19 protein-coding genes and 1 tRNA gene are annotated in these 17,515 nt (G+C 44.0%); 10 read left to right on the forward strand and 10 right to left on the reverse strand.

Annotated features, from left to right (window positions below; genetic code table 11):
* Nucleotides 1-4: 4 nt before the first annotated feature.
* Complete coding sequence (locus tag V7L05_RS04750) at nucleotides 5-826, forward strand: sulfurtransferase (protein ID WP_335162302.1); 822 nt, start codon at nucleotides 5-7, stop codon at nucleotides 824-826.
* Between the two features lie 32 nt (nucleotides 827-858).
* Here the strand turns inward: V7L05_RS04750 and V7L05_RS04755 are convergent, their stop codons facing one another.
* From V7L05_RS04755 to V7L05_RS04765, 3 genes are all read right to left on the reverse strand, one after another.
* Nucleotides 859-1,140 (reverse strand): hypothetical protein, encoded by a 282-nt coding sequence (locus tag V7L05_RS04755; protein ID WP_334691509.1) that lies wholly within the window; start codon nucleotides 1,138-1,140, stop codon nucleotides 859-861.
* 108 nt (nucleotides 1,141-1,248) lie between these two features.
* The gene (locus tag V7L05_RS04760; RefSeq protein ID WP_335162256.1) at nucleotides 1,249-2,295 is read right to left on the reverse strand and encodes an ABC transporter permease; all 1,047 of its coding nucleotides are present in this window, start codon (nucleotides 2,293-2,295) and stop codon (nucleotides 1,249-1,251) included.
* 39 nt (nucleotides 2,296-2,334) lie between these two features.
* Nucleotides 2,335-2,853 carry an adenine phosphoribosyltransferase gene (locus V7L05_RS04765; RefSeq protein ID WP_335162257.1) on the reverse strand — a complete coding sequence of 173 codons (519 nt, stop codon included), beginning with the start codon at nucleotides 2,851-2,853 and terminating at the stop codon, nucleotides 2,335-2,337.
* A 17-nt stretch (nucleotides 2,854-2,870) separates the two neighbouring features.
* Here V7L05_RS04765 and V7L05_RS04770 point away from each other — a divergent pair, with 17 nt between their 5' ends.
* The 3 genes from V7L05_RS04770 to V7L05_RS04780 all read left to right on the forward strand — a co-directional run bounded on the left by V7L05_RS04770 (nucleotide 2,871) and on the right by V7L05_RS04780 (nucleotide 5,362).
* Entirely contained in the window at nucleotides 2,871-3,041 is a 171-nt protein-coding gene (locus tag V7L05_RS04770) for a hypothetical protein (RefSeq protein WP_335162259.1), read from the forward strand.
* Nucleotides 3,042-3,305: 264 nt separating this feature from the next.
* Nucleotides 3,306-3,932, forward strand: coding sequence for a DUF3038 domain-containing protein (locus V7L05_RS04775; protein ID WP_335162261.1), 627 nt, complete (start codon nucleotides 3,306-3,308; stop codon nucleotides 3,930-3,932).
* Entirely contained in the window at nucleotides 3,929-5,362 is a 1,434-nt protein-coding gene (locus tag V7L05_RS04780; protein ID WP_335162263.1) for a DUF4335 domain-containing protein, read from the forward strand. The genes V7L05_RS04775 and V7L05_RS04780 overlap by 4 nt, the downstream gene beginning before the upstream one ends.
* A gap of 83 nt (nucleotides 5,363-5,445) precedes the next feature.
* Here V7L05_RS04780 and V7L05_RS04785 read toward each other — a convergent pair whose 3' ends face one another.
* Entirely contained in the window at nucleotides 5,446-5,811 is a 366-nt protein-coding gene (locus V7L05_RS04785; protein WP_335162265.1) for a four helix bundle protein, read from the reverse strand.
* On the opposite strand from V7L05_RS04785, the gene V7L05_RS04790 reads away from it, so the two are divergent.
* The gene (locus V7L05_RS04790) at nucleotides 5,754-5,903 is read left to right on the forward strand and encodes a hypothetical protein (RefSeq protein ID WP_335162304.1); all 150 of its coding nucleotides are present in this window, start codon (nucleotides 5,754-5,756) and stop codon (nucleotides 5,901-5,903) included. The two genes, V7L05_RS04785 and V7L05_RS04790, sit on opposite strands and share 58 nt — an antisense overlap.
* Here V7L05_RS04790 and V7L05_RS04795 read toward each other — a convergent pair.
* Nucleotides 5,879-8,149 carry a transglycosylase domain-containing protein gene (locus tag V7L05_RS04795; RefSeq protein ID WP_335162269.1) on the reverse strand — a complete coding sequence of 757 codons (2,271 nt, stop codon included), beginning with the start codon at nucleotides 8,147-8,149 and terminating at the stop codon, nucleotides 5,879-5,881. The genes V7L05_RS04790 and V7L05_RS04795 overlap by 25 nt on opposite strands.
* 434 nt (nucleotides 8,150-8,583) lie before the next feature.
* Here V7L05_RS04795 and V7L05_RS04800 point away from each other — a divergent pair, with 434 nt between their 5' ends.
* Complete coding sequence (locus V7L05_RS04800) at nucleotides 8,584-9,315, forward strand: hypothetical protein (protein WP_335162271.1); 732 nt, start codon at nucleotides 8,584-8,586, stop codon at nucleotides 9,313-9,315.
* 496 nt (nucleotides 9,316-9,811) lie between these two features.
* Here the strand turns inward: V7L05_RS04800 and lspA are convergent, their stop codons facing one another.
* Together lspA and V7L05_RS04810 are read right to left on the reverse strand one after the other, a co-directional pair.
* Entirely contained in the window at nucleotides 9,812-10,288 is a 477-nt protein-coding gene (gene lspA / locus V7L05_RS04805; protein WP_335162273.1) for a signal peptidase II, read from the reverse strand.
* Between the two features lie 173 nt (nucleotides 10,289-10,461).
* Entirely contained in the window at nucleotides 10,462-11,049 is a 588-nt protein-coding gene (locus V7L05_RS04810; RefSeq protein WP_335162275.1) for a biotin transporter BioY, read from the reverse strand.
* A 925-nt stretch (nucleotides 11,050-11,974) separates the two neighbouring features.
* Here V7L05_RS04810 and pstS point away from each other — a divergent pair.
* The 4 genes from pstS to pstB all read left to right on the forward strand — a co-directional run bounded on the left by pstS (nucleotide 11,975) and on the right by pstB (nucleotide 16,041).
* A complete protein-coding gene (pstS, locus tag V7L05_RS04815) occupies nucleotides 11,975-13,156 on the forward strand; it encodes a phosphate ABC transporter substrate-binding protein PstS (protein ID WP_335162277.1) in 1,182 nt (393 codons plus the stop codon).
* A gap of 170 nt (nucleotides 13,157-13,326) precedes the next feature.
* Complete coding sequence (gene pstC, locus V7L05_RS04820) at nucleotides 13,327-14,277, forward strand: phosphate ABC transporter permease subunit PstC (protein WP_335162279.1); 951 nt, start codon at nucleotides 13,327-13,329, stop codon at nucleotides 14,275-14,277.
* Nucleotides 14,278-14,296: 19 nt separating this feature from the next.
* Complete coding sequence (pstA, locus tag V7L05_RS04825) at nucleotides 14,297-15,178, forward strand: phosphate ABC transporter permease PstA (protein WP_335162281.1); 882 nt, start codon at nucleotides 14,297-14,299, stop codon at nucleotides 15,176-15,178.
* Between the two features lie 56 nt (nucleotides 15,179-15,234).
* Complete coding sequence (pstB, locus tag V7L05_RS04830; protein ID WP_335162283.1) at nucleotides 15,235-16,041, forward strand: phosphate ABC transporter ATP-binding protein PstB; 807 nt, start codon at nucleotides 15,235-15,237, stop codon at nucleotides 16,039-16,041.
* Between the two features lie 621 nt (nucleotides 16,042-16,662).
* On the opposite strand, the gene V7L05_RS04835 is transcribed toward pstB, so the two are convergent.
* The 3 genes from V7L05_RS04835 to V7L05_RS04845 all read right to left on the reverse strand — a co-directional run.
* Nucleotides 16,663-16,733: transfer RNA gene (locus V7L05_RS04835), tRNA-Gly, on the reverse strand.
* A gap of 50 nt (nucleotides 16,734-16,783) precedes the next feature.
* Nucleotides 16,784-17,143, reverse strand: coding sequence for a hypothetical protein (locus tag V7L05_RS04840; RefSeq protein ID WP_335162285.1), 360 nt, complete (start codon nucleotides 17,141-17,143; stop codon nucleotides 16,784-16,786).
* A 29-nt stretch (nucleotides 17,144-17,172) separates the two neighbouring features.
* The coding region (locus V7L05_RS04845) for a hypothetical protein (RefSeq protein WP_335162287.1) at nucleotides 17,173-17,515 on the reverse strand (343 nt) is incomplete at its 5' end.

The following is a 17,515-nucleotide window of genomic DNA, read 5'->3' on the forward strand; positions in this document are numbered from 1 at the left end:
CCCCATGCCCAATCCTCAATTTGTTGTTTCACCAACTTGGCTGTTTGAACATCTAGAAGATCCGCAAGTCGTGATTGTGGATTGTCGCTTTTCTCTAGCCGATCCACAACTAGGACAACAACAGTACCAGACAAGTCATATAGAAGGGTCATATTACCTAGATTTGAATCAGGATCTTTCGAGTCCAGTGGGTAAGCATGGCGGGAGACATCCTTTACCTAACCCTAATGATATAGCTAACAAATTTGCAGCGATTGGGGTAAATTACCAAAAAACTTTAGTTGTAGCTTATGATGATTCCCGCTTTGCCTTTGCAGCTCGTCTATGGTGGCTGTTACGCTATCTAGGACATGAGCAAGTAGCAGTACTGGATGGAGGCTTTGCTGGATGGCAAAAAGCTGGGTATTCTGTTACAAATGTTATTCTTCACCCCCGATTGGGTAAGTTTGTAGCTCAAGTACAAACAGAAAAGGTGGTAGATATTACAGAGGTGAAAAGCCGGAAAGACAGCCACGAGGTAGTATTGGTAGATTCAAGAGAGAGCGATCGCTACCGAGGTGAACGAGAGCCAATTGATAAAATTGCTGGTCATATTCCCGGTGCAGTCAACTATCCCTGGCAAGAAGTTACAGACTCTTCCGGCTACTTAATCTCTCAAGAGGAACAACGCCGTCGCTGGGAAAAGCTAGAAACGTCCGAAGAAATCTTTGTATATTGCGGTTCTGGCGTTACTGCTTGTGTGAATTTACTTTCTTTAGAATTAGCTGGCATTAGCAAGGGCAAACTTTATGCTGGTAGCTGGAGTGATTGGATTTCATATTTATAGTTAGGAGTCAGGAGTTAAGAATTAAAACAAATTTAACTGTGCTGTAAAAACTCAACTTTGGGCAATAATGGGTCAGTCACAATACCCACACCGCTAAAACCCCAGCGTTTGAGCAAGTTTCCCAACTGTGTACGCGCAATAGATTCTACAGCAAAGCGATTTGCCACTTCTGCCGCATGGGTGTTGAGATAGCTAAGGGCATCAAAGTTTTCCTGAAACAGCAATAAATAACCTGATGTTTCGGCGTCAGGACGAGCGATGAGATAATTACCGTCAGTTTTTGAGCGCACCAAGTAATAGACTTCGGACAGCATGGAGATGGGGGAGATGGGGGAGATGGGGGAGATGGGGGAGATGGGGGAGATGAGGGAGATGAGGGAGATGAGGGAGATGGGGTTAAACCAATGACAAATGACAAATGATTAATTAAGATTTTCTAGGCGAATGCGTGGATCGGCGGCTTTTAACATTAAATCGGCGATTAAATTGCCAAGAATCAGCAAGACTGCGCCCATTATCAAACTTGCCATTAATAAATATAAATCTTGAGCTTGTAAAGCCTGTAAAGTCAACCTTCCTAAACCGGGCCAGTTGAAGAAAAATTCGGCAATGAAGGCACCGTTTAATAAACCAGCTAATTCAAAACCCAATAAGGTAATCAAAGGATTTATCGCATTGCGGAGTGCATGAACGTAGATGACGCGGTTTTCTGGCAGACCTTTGGCACGAGCCGTTTGGATATAATCTTGACGTAGCACATCCAATAATTCGCCGCGAGTGATGCGTTGTAAACCAGCAAAACTTGTAATTGAGAGGGCGATCGTAGGTAAAATCATGTGCCAGCCGATATCTAAGATTTTGCCAAACCACGACAGTTCCGAGTGATTGATGCTAGTCATACTACCAACTGGGAACAGCGGCGAGGTTCTTTGGGCAAAAACCAGCAGTGCTAAGACAGTGATGAAAATGGGAAAGCCTTGTCCAGCGTAACTAATTACCTGTAAAATTCGGTCTGCTGGCCTATTTTGTTTAACGGCGGCAAAGATTCCTAAAGGGATGGCGATCGCCCATGTCACAATTAAAGATGCGATCGCTAATAGCAAAGTCGCTGGTACCCGTTCCCACAACAGCGATGCCACTGAACGTTGATAAATAAAACTCGTGCCAAAATCCCCTTTTGTCAAGATTCGCCATAGCCACAGCCAAAATTGCTCTGGCCAAGACTTATCCAAACCAAACTGCCGCTTGATTTCCTCAATTCTTTCTGGAGATATCTTCGGGTTTTGCCGCAGCGTATCGACATAATCACCGGGAGCGAGTTGAATAATGAAAAACGACAACGCTGCCGCCAAAAACAAAGTCAGTAATGCCTGCAATAGCCGCTTTGCCACATAAACAAAAGTTTCGCTCGTGACTAGCCTGATTAGCCAATCCCGACCTGTTTCCAAGGAAATTCTCGTAGATGTCATTTGTCTTTTGTCCTTTGTCATTTGTCTAATGACCCATGACTAATATTCAATTAGAGAGATAATCGGCACGTCCGGCAAATATTTACGCCCTTGTAAATCCCGTAGCTCGATAATAAACCCAAACCCCACTAGTTCGCAGCCAATCTTCTGCACCAACTTTGCTGTCGCACTCGCAGTTCCACCCGTGGCAATCAAATCGTCCACAATTAAAACTCGGCTACCTTCGGGTAAAGCGTCTTGATGCACTTCCAGGCAGTCTGTACCATACTCTAATTCATATTCAATTGAGTGAACGGCTGCTGGTAACTTCCCCCTTTTGCGGACGGGAATAAAACCAACTCCTAATTTATAAGCCAGAGGCGAGCCAAAAATGAATCCCCTCGACTCTATACCGATGACATAATCCACCGTTATTCCAGCTTCGTTGCATTTTTGTGTTAAAAAGTCAATAGTATAGCGCAGTCCCTCTGGATCGCGCAGCAGTGTAGTAATATCCCGAAATAAAATTCCGGGTTTGGGGAAATCTGGGATGTCACGAACGAGAGACTTCAAATCCATAAAAAAGGGAGTGGGGAGTGGGGAATGGGGGAGATGAGGGAGATGGGGGAGATGAGGGAGATGAGGGAGATGGGGGAGATGGGAGAGATGAATTAATAACCAATGCCCAATGCCCCATGCCCAATGCCCAATTTCAGATACCTGAAAAATCGTACACTATAATGTCATACGCTGGGAGTCGAGGGTGAAGCTTCGCCCTTCATTGACGATAATTAGAATCTAAACCAAGCTAGAAAAGGTATTGCACTAATAAATGAGGTGAATTAACTGATGTTTTAAAACTTTGATTTCAATATAGGGAAATCTTTGAGTAGAAAGAGTTAGTAGAAAGAGTTAAGTAATGTATATATCAGGTAGTCATGCTACTGCTACAAGTCTAATGTTCAAGTCTTGGCTACCGATCTTAAATTTGTTTTATCTAGTCTGTTGGAACCGCACAAGGTATTTATAGAATGAATGTCTCAGCAAGTTTAACGCCGTTCAACAGTCCAACCCAAGAGTCACTGCCGACGGTTCTGGACACTTTACCAGATCCTGCGATCGCTTCCAAAACCTGTCCTCGAAGAACGCGGTTGCAAATTGACCTGATTTTACTGGCAATTGAAGCTTTAGAGCTTGGTGGTTCGGAAGCAATCCTGTCTTTTGCTCAAGAGTTGGATCTTAAAGGAATTGTTAAAGACAGGGTGAATTTATGGCGGATGCGTAGCTCTAACCCGCTACGAAGAGCGCATATGCGCCGTCCCTTAACTATTATGGAAGCAAAAGCTCTGGTGGTCATTGCTTGCTACATGGCGCGGCGTTTAACTGTTGTCATCCGCCAGTTACTAATGATATGTCAACAAATGGAAGAAAAACAGATTCCATTAGAACAGAATTTGCGTCTATCTAATTACCTAGAGCGGTTTAGAGCGCATTTTAAGAGCCGGATGAATGCTCGCCGTTCTGGTTTACTAGCATTAAGTTCTGATGAAAAATTAGATGAGCTAGCGATAAATTTGTTAGGACAATTACTATTTTGTACGGGTACAGCTGGAATGCAGAGGTTCTGGATTAGTTTGTTTGATGGTGAAGTGGAATGAATATTCAACGTAAGTACAGTCTACCTAATTGTACACTGCTTTTAGAAGGGTTAAGTGATGTCACTAGGGCTGCACAGTTCCAGGAAATGCGCCCGGAATTATCAATATTGGTAAATGCAGAATGCTATTTATCTGGTTACAATCAACCCCTAACGGGAGGGCGAGAATTTTTTGAAAGTTTGGTGAGGGCTGTTAGTGGGTATGCCCAAGAATTTTTAAGTAGTGTACCCAATCCGCAAGCACACAACCAGGAATCGGAGCTAGTAGAGTTTCAGAAAGTTAACAGCAACCGGCACAGGTTAATCATACATTCAGAAGGTGTTCCAGAAGGGTTCGAGTCTCCCTCTAAAAATACCAAACGTCCGCCGATTGAAATAGATTTGAATACGGTACAGTTGTTTGATTTAGTGGAAGCAGTGGATCAGTTTTTTGCTGATAGCCAAACTTTACCAGAATTATCCCTAGAACTACAACCAGTTACCAGACGCTATGGCGGTGCTAGTCAGGCTTTGATCAGACAGGCTGTTCCTGCTGCTGTGGGAGTATCAACTTTAGCAATAGCAGCGATCGCTTTTAACTTGATTCCACCTCCCCAAATGCGTCCACCGCAGCCTCAACCAGATGAGCAAAGTAGCTCTACAACAAAAAGCATCACTCCTCTAGCATCAGCTGCTGCAACTCCCATCGCTGCTGTAACGCCCACACCAACACCCACAGCTAATACAAAGCCGGCAGTTAAAGATTTAGAAGCACTTTTAAATACAGTTTCGGAAATTACTGATCCATCGCAGTTACGTGCATTGAATCGCCAAGTGTACAACCAAATTCATCCAGCTTGGACTAATCGCTCAGGATTGAACGACGATTTAATTTATCGTCTGGGTGTAGCAGCGGATGGAGCGATCGTTGGTTATAAAGCGTTGAATAAAGAGGCGAATCTAGCAGTGGGAAAAACTCCTCTGCCTAACCTACTTTACAATCCTGCTAACCGCATTCCCATTTCCAATGAACCAATCGCCCAATTTAGAGTAGTCTTTAATACAAAAGGTGTACTAGAAGTTAGCCCTTGGCGGGGATATGCTAGTACGCCAGAGGTACTGGGTGCAAAAATTACTGACTCTAATATAGTCAAAGGTTTAAACCAAAAGCTTTATAATGCAGTTCGCAAAACCTGGAGTGGCACCCCCACCTTTACGCGAGATTTAAAATATCGGGTAGCGGTTAACAAAGATGGTGTAATTGCTGACTATGAACCACTCAACCAAGTCGCCTTTGACTATTTCCGAGAAACACCGCTTCCGAAGATGTTCAACGCTATCTACGGTTCCAATGTAGCACCTCCCAACAATAAAGAACCTCTCGCCCACTTCCAAGTGATATTCAAGCCTAGCGGTACGCTGGAAATCACTCCTTGGCAGGGATATCAATAATTGGGCATGGGGCATGGGGCATGGGGCATGGGGCATGGGGCATGGGGCATGGGGCATGGGGAAGAGAATTAAGTTCCTATTCCCTATTCCCTATTCCCTATGGATTTTAGATCAGCATTGAGCTTGGGTAATAGTTCATCAAGAATTGGTTTAAATCTGCTTACCTGTTTATTTGTCAATAACTGTCTGGCGTAGGCTAACCTCAACCAGCTGATTGTTTCATACAAAGACCCTCTCGCAATCTTGACAAAACGTCGATTGTCTTGGTCGTTGTACCTACCTCTCCCTTCTGCGATATTCGCACAAACACTATCAGCAGACCGAACAATTTGCTTGCCCAGTGTATCTTTAGTGAAATGATCCCATCCTTTAACAATATGCCAAATTTGATTTGCTAGCTTCTCAGCAAGTTGATAAACTTCTAAGTCCTCAAAATCAGGTCTTCTCACAAAAGTCTATTGATCATTTATTGATCAATAGTTCCCAATGCCCAATGCCCAATGCCCAATGCCCAATTTATCTTGTAATCCGCCGCATATAATTGCCCCACAACTGAGCTGCTTGAGCGCTGCTGCCAGATGTCGGGGAATTATTGTCGTTTCCCAGCCAAACACCAGTTACAAGCCGCCGACTGGGGATAAAACCGATGAACCATAAGTCAACGTTTTTATCAGTCGTGCCAGTTTTACCAGCTTCCCCCAATCCAATGGCAGCACTACGACCAGTACCTCTTGTGATTACGCCGCGCATTAAACTAGTCATCTCATCGGCTACACCATTTGGCAGCACTCGTTTGTTAGCATCTGGATCTTGGTCGAAGGAGTAGATTACACGGCAGGTTTTGATATCATTGCGATCGCGGCAATCACCACTGTCTAAAATTCGGTTAATGGCATGGGGAGGATTCGACAGACCGCGATTGCTAATAGCGCCAAAAGCACCAGTCATTTCTAAAACATTGACTACGCTTTGACCCAGTACCAAGCCAGGAACTGGATCAAGGGGTGATTTTATCCCCAAACGCTGCGCCATCGCCACCACTTTATCTAACCCAATTTCTTTGGCAACTCGCAGGGCGATGGGATTTTCAGAAAGCGCCAGCCCAGTAGCAATATCAAAGCTAGTGTCAGCACCAGCACGGCAGGGTTTATAAGTAAAGCCTTGCCAAGTTAAAGGAGCGCAGGAATAACTATTTGATGGTGAAATTCCCTGTTGAATAGCGGCGGTGTAAGTAAAGATTTTAAAGGTGGAACCTGGTTGTCTTTTGGCTTGGACAGCACGATTGAATTGACTTTTTTTGTAATCAGTGCCGCCCACCATTGCCAAGATGCTGCCAGTACTGGAGTCAAGAGTTACCAACGCCCCTTGAGAATAATTAAAATTTGTGCCACCGTTATTGACTGAATTCCGCAACGCTGCTTCTGCCTGACTCTGGTACGCTGGATCAAGCTGGGTTTCAATGATATAGTTTCCTTCTCTTGCGGCTCCCTGCCCCAAGATTGATTCCAGCTCAGAGAAGACGTAACTGTAAAAATAAGGAGCGATCGTTTTAGCTTGCTGTTCGCAGACTTTAGGACTAACTTGCACGGTGGAGCGTCTGGCTCGGTTCGCATCTTCAGGCTTAATTTTACCCATCTCTAGCAACCGCTTAATCACGCGATTGCGGTATTCAGCAGCTTCTAACTTATTGTGACTATCCCCACAAAAATCGAAGCCGTTAGGAGCTGGTAGAATTCCCACCAACGTTGCTGCTTCTGCCAAAGTTAATTCTTTAGCTGACTTCTCAAAGTAATATCGGGATGCATCCTCAAAGCCAGAGGTATCTCCACCCAAAAAAACACGATTTAAGTACATCAGCAAAATATCATCTTTGCTGTAAAAGGTTTCGAGTTTCAGGGCAACAATTGCCTCCCGCAATTTGCGTCCAAGGGTATCCTGTCTACCTACATACTCGCGGAACAAACTGCGGGCAACCTGCTGGGTAACAGTACTGGCTCCTTGTTGCACATCTCCGCTGCGGCTATTGATCAACACGGCTCGTAAAATCCCCAAAGGGTCAACCCCAAAGTGCCAATAATAACGACTATCCTCTGAAGCCACCACCGCAGCAGGCAAATAAGGGCCAAATTCCTCTAAACGCTTCATGTCTACATGAGAGGTAGTTCGAGGCTCTCTCAGGGGGGTGGCTCCATCACGAGCATAAACAACTACTGGGGCGCGTGTAGCTGTAGGTAGAGGTCTTACTGTAAATTTCAGCCATTCAACGCCAATCACTAACGCTAACAGGGCACTGACACCACCGACACCATAAGCTGTCAAACTTGCAGCTTTGACATACCAAGCTGGTGGATCGACGTATTGTAACCGCACAGAAGCGGCGAGTTCTGGAGGTCCCAGAGTGAGAATATCGCCGTGACGCAGTTCCAGGGAACTAACACGACGCTTACCACGATAAATGCCATTGGTGGAGTTTTCGTCTTTGATCACGAAAACTGGTGTGCGCTGAGTAGAATTCCGCGATAGCGACAGGTGAATTTGGCTGACAACAGGATTACGGATGACGATATCGCTGGATTTGGAGCTACGACCTAGAATATAGCGATCGCCCAACAGTGGATATACCTCTGCCTTATCCGCCCCCGCATCCTGCACCCAAAGTTCCGGTACCTTGGCATTAGGCTTGAGCGCCAATTTAGAAAAATCGACCCTAGCTTGAATCGTATGTACTGCTTGAGTCAGTTGACCTAGTAACGTTTGTGGCTTGTGAGGGGGTTGGGGAGAACTCATCGGCTATTCACATCACAGTTTTTAGTGAAGAATCGGGCGAATTACAATCAATTTAGATGTTAGTCTTTCATCATTTTACTCATAAGCCAAAGCATAAATTAGCTATACGGAACTTTTTGATCTAATTTATACTTTAAATTCGCTTTTAATTAGAATTAGTTTGTGATTTTCGTCACTTATTTATAGAAGCAGAAATTTTTTATCCACTCTCAAAGGCTTATTTTATCTACTATTACTAGTTCAATAACTACAACCATAATTTTGGGTTTTGTACTTTTAAACACTAATTATCAAGAAACAACAGATTTAATTTTTACCAATTTTACATATCCACATATTCTGAAACAAACCTAAATATCTTCATTTAGGAAGATTTTCTAAATCTAATTGTCTGTTTTAATAGTGCGAGTGTTCCGTTAAGGTTAATTTCAAGAATGATGGGAAAATCTCTGACCATGATTGGTACAGCTCTATCTTTAGCGCTCACCGCTAACATTGCTGTAGGTCAATCCAGTAAATCCCCCATAGCCCAATCTACTAGCGACTCCACTACTGCACCAACGGAAATCAAGATGTCGCCAGAAGGGATGAAAATTCTCTGCGAGTATTTTCCGCTCAACTCTCGCTGTCCCGGCGGCACAGCATCCACCCCTAGCGCTCCTAGTAGCACTACAGTACCAGCAGAAACCACGCCCAGCACCACCACTCCAGATAGCACAACTGCACCAGGAACCACAACGCCATCTGGATCTAGCACTCCCGAAAGCACTCCAGCACCAGGAACCGTTACCCCACCTGAACCTGGCGCTCCCCGCAACTTAACTCCAGGACCAGGAAGCGTTACCCCACCTGGACAACCTGGTACTCCTGGCAGCACTACCGAACCAGGTAGCCCAACCCCACCTGAACCTGGCACTCCTGGCAGCACTACCGAACCAGGTAGCCCAACCCCACCTGAACCTGGCACTCCTAACAATTTAACTCCAGGACCAGGTAGCCCAACCCCACCTGAACCTGGCACTCCTGGCAGCTCTACCGAACCAGGTAGCTCAACCCCGCCGGAACAACCTGGCACTCCTGGCACTCCTGGCAGCAGTATCCAACCAGGTAGCTCTCCCACTACTCCAGACTCTAGTTCGCCAAAACCTCCTGTCCCAGGTAATTAAATTAAAAGCTGAGGCATAACATAATCTGAATACTAGTTTGCCATCAGCGATCGCTGGTGCATCTTCACCTATTACACCAGTTATGCGAACTGGTGTAAGATAAAAATCACAATTGCTCGAACCTATAGATAAAGTCTTCGCATATAGCACTAAGCAAGGGTTTTAGTAATCAATAGCCTGGGATTAACCATCCCAGGCTTTATAGTTTAACAATCAGAATTCAGGAGTCAGGAGTCAGAATTCAGAATTCAGAATTCAGAATTGAATTCTGTGTAACTGGCGGATAGCGCAGCGTAAAGCCTTCTCTACGAGAGGCTTCGCCAACGCCAACGGCATAGCTTTGCTTAGAGCGAGTCCGGGAGCGTGTGAATAAACGGGTTTAAGTCCCCCACAAAACAAGAAAATTTGGTGGTTACTGAGCAGCGCCGAAATGTGGTCTACAATTAGTGCGGGATTCAGACCCGCCACTAATTGATTCTGAATTCTGTATTCTTCTTCAATGCGACCTACCAGTTGAAGTCGGTGTTTTTTGCAAGGAAGCAATTAACAGGCAAACAATACCGATACTAATAAATGAATCTGCCACATTAAATACAGCAAAGTTAATCAGGCGAAAGTCAAGAAAATCAACGACGTAGCCTAAAACAAACCGATCAATACCGTTGCCCATAGCTCCACCTAAAATCAAGCCATAGCCCAACTGATCCCACAAATTTAAGGTTGGGCCAAACAAGGCCAACACTACCAATACCAAACTCACTCCTAAAGATAGCCAGCGTAACCACTCTACTTTCCCACTTAACAGACTAAAAGCGGCACCAGTGTTAGTGACATAGGTGAAGTGAAATATCCCAGGTAAGAGTGGTAGGGTCTGCCCCAAGCTAAAGGTTTGCACCACCCAGTATTTTGTTATTTGGTCTAAGAAGAAAGCTATGAAGGCAGCAATCCAGAAAAGGCGATTTTTTAAACGCATGGCGAATTAGTCATTGGTCATTGGTCACTTGTACTGAGCGTTGCCGAAGTATTGGTCATTGGTCACTTGTACTGAGCGTTGCCGAAGTATTGGTCATTGGTCACTTGTACTGAGCGTTGCCGAAGTATTGGTCATTGGTCATGAGCTTTTGACAAATGACGAAGGACAATGAACTAATAAAACATTAAGTGACGCAATACATATGCTATTACAGTAACGGCACACACCACAGTTAGTTGCCCTGGTAGTGCAAACCAGGAGTATCTGAGGATTGCTTGCATCAAGGGTAGATTTTCTGCGCCTTTCCACTGAAAAATATAGCTAATAATCAAATAAGTAATACCGCATAGGTGGAGAGTTAACAAGCCACAGATGCAACTAAAGGCGAGAGTTTCTAGTCGAGGTCTAGCTTTAAAAGCAAACAAGCCACAAATCCAAGCTCCAGGAATAAAGCCTAGTAGATAGCCAAACTGAGATAGCTTAACATAACCAATTCCGCCGCCATCGGCAAATACAGGTAATAAGGTTAACCCCATCACTAAATAGGCAATTTGCGACAGCGCACCGGCATTTTTGCCTCCTAAACAACCCACCAGCAGCACTGCACCAATTTGAAAACTGACTCCTAAAGAAAAAGTCTGAATTCCGTGCTGACTCCAACTCCAAGGTAAGGTGATGCCATAAGCTTCTAGGAAAGTGCCACCCATTGTTAGGAGTAAGCCAATCATAGACCATAGTAGTTGATTGGAAGCAGCAAACATTTATAACCCAACCAAGGAAAGGCAAAAGGGAAAACCAATAGCAAGCAGTATATTCATTAATATTGAAATGAAATTTGTGCTGACATCTTAAGAACTAGCATATTTTCTTTTGCCTTTTTGGTGTGTAATTTTTCAGTTATGGGAATTGCGGCTTAGGTGTCTATTGTCTGATTTTATTGACTTAGGCGTGTTATAGTTCTAAGATTTGACCTAAAATATGGTAAAATTACTGAGCCTAATATTTCTACTAATTTTTTAGAGCATTGCCTAAAGTGGCTACTAAGTGCTTAAGATATTTCCTGAATGCACTTTTTTTAGGCGATCGCTCCGCGCATCTGGCTGCACTATACCCGATACAATTCTTCTTTTTAAACTCGATTTTATACCCATAACTTAACTATGGTTCCTGAGCTTGCGTTCCCCTGAGCGGTTCCACAAGCTCAGGTAACATTTGCCATTCGCGTGGTACGCGTGGTAACAGAGCAGTTCGACAGGTTTTACAGTGAGCTTTGTCGAACTGCTCACTGTGTCACCTTGCCCAAGTGCAGCGTCTCTAAGAGTTGGGTCGAAGGAAAGTTTTCATTCATAATCCTTTCCTCCAGCAAGAACTGCCCCCTGTTATCAGCAGGGCTGTTTCTACCATGCTTTATCATCTATTGGCATACTTTTTTGATGACTTGACCAATGAACCTACACTAAGAATAAAGTTTTGTAAATACGTGTAAAGTACTTTAATCAGTATTATTTACAACTTAAAATCGACATAAGTACAAAATTTATCAATCAAAACTAGAAATAAGGGTTTGCTTTTCATCAAAAAAATGCTTGTTTTTTTGCTTTATTAACCTATTGTTAATCTTAATTGTTGTCCTTTAGGGGTATCTTAGAGACGCTCACCTGGAAATATAATAAAAAATTGATCGCGATGCTCTCACGTCTTAGTGTAATAAAAACTCATCGCCTCCCAGGTTCAATTTCAGTGTTAGCACTGACAATCAGCCTAGCAGCTTGTGGCGGACAGCAAACCCCAGATAGCACAGCCACTAAGGATACGCCTTCTGGCACTGCTACAGATACTACTGCATCTAGCCCAACCAAATTAGACCTTGGTGGAAACGTAAAGCTAACCGGGGCTGGTGCGTCTTTTCCGGCACCACTGTACGACACCTGGTTCACGGATTTGAACAAAAAGTATCCAAATCTGCAAGTTGACTATGCATCAGTTGGTAGCGGTGCTGGAGTTGAGCAATTTATCAAAGGTACTGTAGACTTTGGTGCCAGCGATGTTGCCATGAAAGATGAAGAAATCCAGAAAGTGCCACCGGATAAGGGCGTTATTTTACTGCCTGTGACTGCTGGTAGTATTGTGCTGGCTTACAACTTGCCAGATGTTCCAGAACTCAAGCTACCACGCGTAGTTTACGCCGATATTCTACTAGGTAAAATCAAGTCTTGGGATGATCCCCAAATTGCCAAGGCTAACCCAGGTGCAAAGCTTCCAAAAGAAGCGATCACAGTTGTTTATCGTTCCGATGGTAGCGGCACCACGGGTGTATTTACAAAACACCTCAGTGCTATTAGTCCAGAGTGGAAGACTAAAGTTGGTGAAGGCAAAACTGTCAACTGGCCTACGGGAGTCGGTGCTAAGGGTAACGAGGGTGTTACCGCCCAAATCCAACAAACTCAAGGTTCTATTGGTTATGTCGAGTACGGCTATGCCAAACAAAATAGTCTCAAGTTTGCTGCTTTGGAAAACAAGGGCGGTAAGTTTATTGTAGCTAGTGAGGAGTCAGCCTCTAAAACTCTGGAATCAGTAGCTCTACCGCCTGATCTCCGCCTCTTTATTTCCGATCCACAAGGGGCTGATTCTTATCCCATAGTCACTTACACCTGGATTTTGGCTTACAAGAAATATCCTAATCCGGCAAAAGCTAAGGCAATTGAAGCCGCGATCGAATACGCTTTAACTGAGGGTCAGAAGCAAGCTAGTACACTAGGGTATGTTCCTCTACCCCAAAACGTCATCACCAAGGTAGCTGCTGCTGCTGATCAAATCAGTCCAGAGTATAAAATCTCTGTTGGCAGTGGTAGTAGCGCTAGCAAGTAAGCATCAAACATCCCTAATCAATAATTGATGAAGTGGTCGTTTTATGGGCATTAGTAACTGGGAACACGGAGTTACTAATGTATCAGTTTAAAAAGATGATCAAACGACAATTTTCGTAATCTGGTTGCCTCACACATTTTTCTCTGATTTAATAGTTAAAGTCGGTATTCATGACTACAAATTCTCAAAATCTGTCATCAACGATGAAAAATCGCTCTGAGGCAGAAAAGTCCCTAGATCGGGGTTTTATTTGGCTGACTAAAATTTTCGCCTTTGGGGTTGCTGCCACTTTATTATGGATCGGGTCACAGGTTGCAATTGGCGCTTGGCCTGCTATTCAAAAGTTTGGTGTTAGCTTTTTAGCCAACACCACTTGGAACCCAGTTAATGATAGCTACGGGGTGCTACCTCAAATTTATGGAACTCTCTTGAGTTCTTTTATTGGTCTACTGATAGCAGTACCAATTGGGGTTGGTACTGCTGTTGTCCTGAGCGAGGATTTTTTGCCCGCTAAAGTGAAGCTGGTACTGGTTTTCGCAGTAGAACTGCTGGCAGCTATTCCCAGCGTTGTCTACGGCGTGTGGGGTATTTTTGTTTTGGTGCCAATCTTAACCAGCTTGGGAAAATGGCTCAATAGTTACTTTGGCTGGCTGCCATTTTTTAGCACTTCTCCTACAGGGCCAGGAATGTTGCCGGCGGGAGTCATATTAGCGATTATGACTTTGCCCATCATCACAGCCTTATCCCGCGATGCCTTGATTTCTGTACCCCCCAGTTTGCGCCAAGCCTCTATAGGATTAGGAGCAACGCGCTGGGAAACAATTTTGCAAGTTCTCATCCCAGCAGCCTTTTCGGGCATAGTTAGTGCTGTGATGCTGGGACTCGGCCGGGCAATGGGAGAAACAATGGCTGTAACGATGTTAATTGGCAACTCCAACAACATCAGTCTCTCTCTTTTAGCACCTGCCAATACGATTTCTTCTTTACTGGCAAATCAATTCTCAGAAGCTAGTGGTTTACAAGTTGCAGCTTTAATGTACGCGGCTTTAGTTCTATTTTTCTTGACGCTGGTAGTCAATATTCTGGCAGAGTTGATCGTTCTGAGAGTCAAGCGAATATAGCTTAGTTTTGGGTTAAATTATGACTTCTAGTTTTCCAGAGCGCAGTTTAACTCGCTCCGCTATGTCTCAGAGAACACTGTTTAATACAGTGATGACCGTAATCGCATTTACCTGCGGAGTATTGGCACTTTTACCTTTGCTAGCAGTGCTATCTTACGTGATTATTAAAGGCTTTAGCAGTCTGAATCTGGCCGTGTTTGTTGAACTGCCACCCAAAGCTCTACAAAAGGGAGGAGGCTTTGGTAATGCAATCTTAGGCACGCTGCTAATGGTAGGAATTGCTGCCTTGATTAGCATCCCCTTTGGAGTTTTGGGGGCGATTTACATCACAGAATTTAGTTCGGCGAAAGTAGCCAGATGGGTACGTTTTGCGGCTAATGTCCTTAGTGGAGTCCCTTCAATTATTGCTGGGGTATTTGCCTATGGCATTGTAGTTTTAACACTGGTAAAGTTGAACTTAGGATCATATTCCGCTCTCGGTGGAGGGTTTGCACTGGCAATTTTGATGTTGCCAATTATTCTGCGAACTACTGATGAAGCCTTGCAGTTAGTATCGCAAGATTTGCGACAAGCATCTGTAGGGTTAGGAGCGACGAACTTTCAAACCGTGAGTCAAGTAGTCTTACCAGCAGCTTTACCAGCAATTGTAACCGGGGCAACGCTTGCGATCGCCAGAGCATCTGGAGAAACCGCACCTTTACTATTTACCGCTTTATTTTCCAACTTTTGGCCAGATAGCTTATTCCAACCAACAGCTTCCCTTGCTGTTTTGGTTTACAAATATGCTATTTCTCCGTTTAAAAATTGGCAATCACTAGCTTGGGCAGCATCTTTGATCTTGGTATTGATGGTTTTAATCACAAGTATCATTGCTCGCTGGGCAACTCGTCAAAAAGCTTAGTAAACAACCATCCACAGTCCAGATCCCCATCGCTCAAACTAACACTAGACTTATTTATGCCTACTAACATTAAAACAGTGAATGACACTGAAACCGTTTTACGCACCGAAAATCTTAACGTTTACTACGGCAAGTTTTTAGCCTTACAGAATATTTGGCTAGATATACCCAAAAATCAGGTGACAGCCTTTATCGGTCCTTCTGGTTGTGGTAAAAGTACGTTGTTGCGATGCTATAACCGCCTCAATGACCTGATTGAGTCATTTCACGCAGAGGGTCAAATACTTTTTTACGATAAAAACTTGTATGCACCCGACATCGACCCTGTAGAAGTGCGTCGTCGGATTGGGATGGTGTTTCAAAGACCAAACCCATTTCCAAAATCAATTTATGACAATATTGCTTTTGGAGCCAAAATCAACGGCTACAAAGGTAATTTTGATGAATTGGTAGAAAGTAGTCTCAGAAAAGCAGCTTTGTGGGATGAAGTCAAAGATAAACTGCGACAAAGTGGCTCGTCTTTATCTGGTGGACAACAACAACGGTTATGTATTGCTCGTGCGATCGCAGTCCAACCTGAAGTTATATTGATGGATGAACCTTGCTCCGCCCTCGACCCTATTTCCACCTTGCGGGTTGAAGAACTAATTCACCAACTTAAAGAGCAATATACCATCGTTATCGTCACCCATAATATGCAGCAAGCAGCGCGGGTTTCTGATAAGACAGCCTTTTTTAATGTTCGGACTACAGAAACAGGTGGTCGTAACGGTTTCATGGTAGAATACGACGCCACAGAAGTAATTTTCAACAATCCTAAGCAAGAAGACACCAGAGATTACGTGAGCGGCAGATTTGGATAAATATTACATATTGTTTATGTTGTAGCGATGAGGGATACTCGGAAATTAATGCTGTGCGATATTCCTCTAGTTTTTTATTTGTTCGTCAACTTACAGCAGTTTTCATGTATTTGAACCACATCTGTCGTAGGGGCACAGCACTGCTCATTGGTATCAACTTAAGCTAGAAATCGCTTGTTGACTTCCACGCCCGCCCAGAAAGAAATTTCTTTGGCTTTTAGCCCAATTCTACTGAAGTAGACTAAAGATTTTTGAGATTATTTAGTCATCTAAAAATTGACTTGAGCTATTAGCAAGGAACTGAAGTTCCTTGTGGCACATAAGTTTTACGTTAAGTTGACACGAATGATTATCTGGCAATCATTTCAGGCTTTATAATATTCAATTTCATAATTATTCAATCCGCTTCAATATTTGCGGAATGTGGGTTACAAAAAGCTTTATTCTCTCTTAGTCCACGTTCGCGTAGCGTTCCGCAGAAAAGGTGGACTTTGTTTGTGTAGCCGCGTACTCCTACGGAGAAGCAAGCTACGCGTCAGCGTGCCGCAGGCTCTATTCTATTCGCCCTGGCTCTAAGTTGACTTACTTCTTGCACCAGTGCATTTCAAAGTTTTTTTTCTAAGCGGGCGGCGGGAATCGAACCCGCATTAATAGCTTGGAAGGCTATAGTTTTACCACTAAACTACGCCCGCGCATTTCCAACCCTATAAATATAGCACAGTTTTTGCGAAAATTCAAGCATCTACTTGGAATTAGTAGGTTGGATTTTGATCCTGACATACAGATTGCTCAAACCTGGTTTTGTGCCATCGTTGTTGTGAGCAGCGATAAAGTTTTCTGTTTTGAAAACTTCGCTGAGGACTTGCTCGTATGTGCTTTTTTGGCTTTGGAGTCTTGCTGGTTCTATTTCTAGAACTACAGCCTGTTGAAAGTTGCCATTGTGATCAATTATTAAGCTAGCTAATAGCTGTGCTGGTTCAAGTCCAGAATTGTGGACAAGAAAACTTGAGTCTAACTGTTTTGTGTCGCTTCCCTTGTATAAAGCGATAACGTCGGGTAAAGCATCTTGTCGCAATCTTCCTGCTTGTATCAAGTTACTCACTTCATCTTTAAGCAAAGGAGCTACTATTGCTACCGATGCGCCCCCAGTCGGAGTTGCTGGAGTTTCCCTAGTTCGAGTTGCTGGAGTTTCTCCGGTGGGAGTTGCTGGAGTTTCCCTAGTTCGAGTTGCTGGAGTTTCTCCGGTGGGAGTTGCTGGAGTTTCCCTAGTTCGAGTTGGTGAAGTTTGTCTGGTGGGAGTTGCTGGAGTTTCTCTAGTTCGAGTTGGTGAAGTTTGTCTGGTGGGAGTTGCTGGAGTTTCTCTAGTTCGAGTTGGCGAGGTTTGTCTGGTGGGAGTTGCTGGAGTTTCTCTAGTTCGAGTTGGCGAGGTTTGTCTGGTGGGAGTTGCTGGAGTTTCTCTAGTTCGAGTTGGCGA

Origin of the sequence: Nostoc sp. (assembly GCF_036917755.1) — a bacterium.
Taxonomy (GTDB): Bacteria; Cyanobacteriota; Cyanobacteriia; order Cyanobacteriales; family Nostocaceae; genus Nostoc.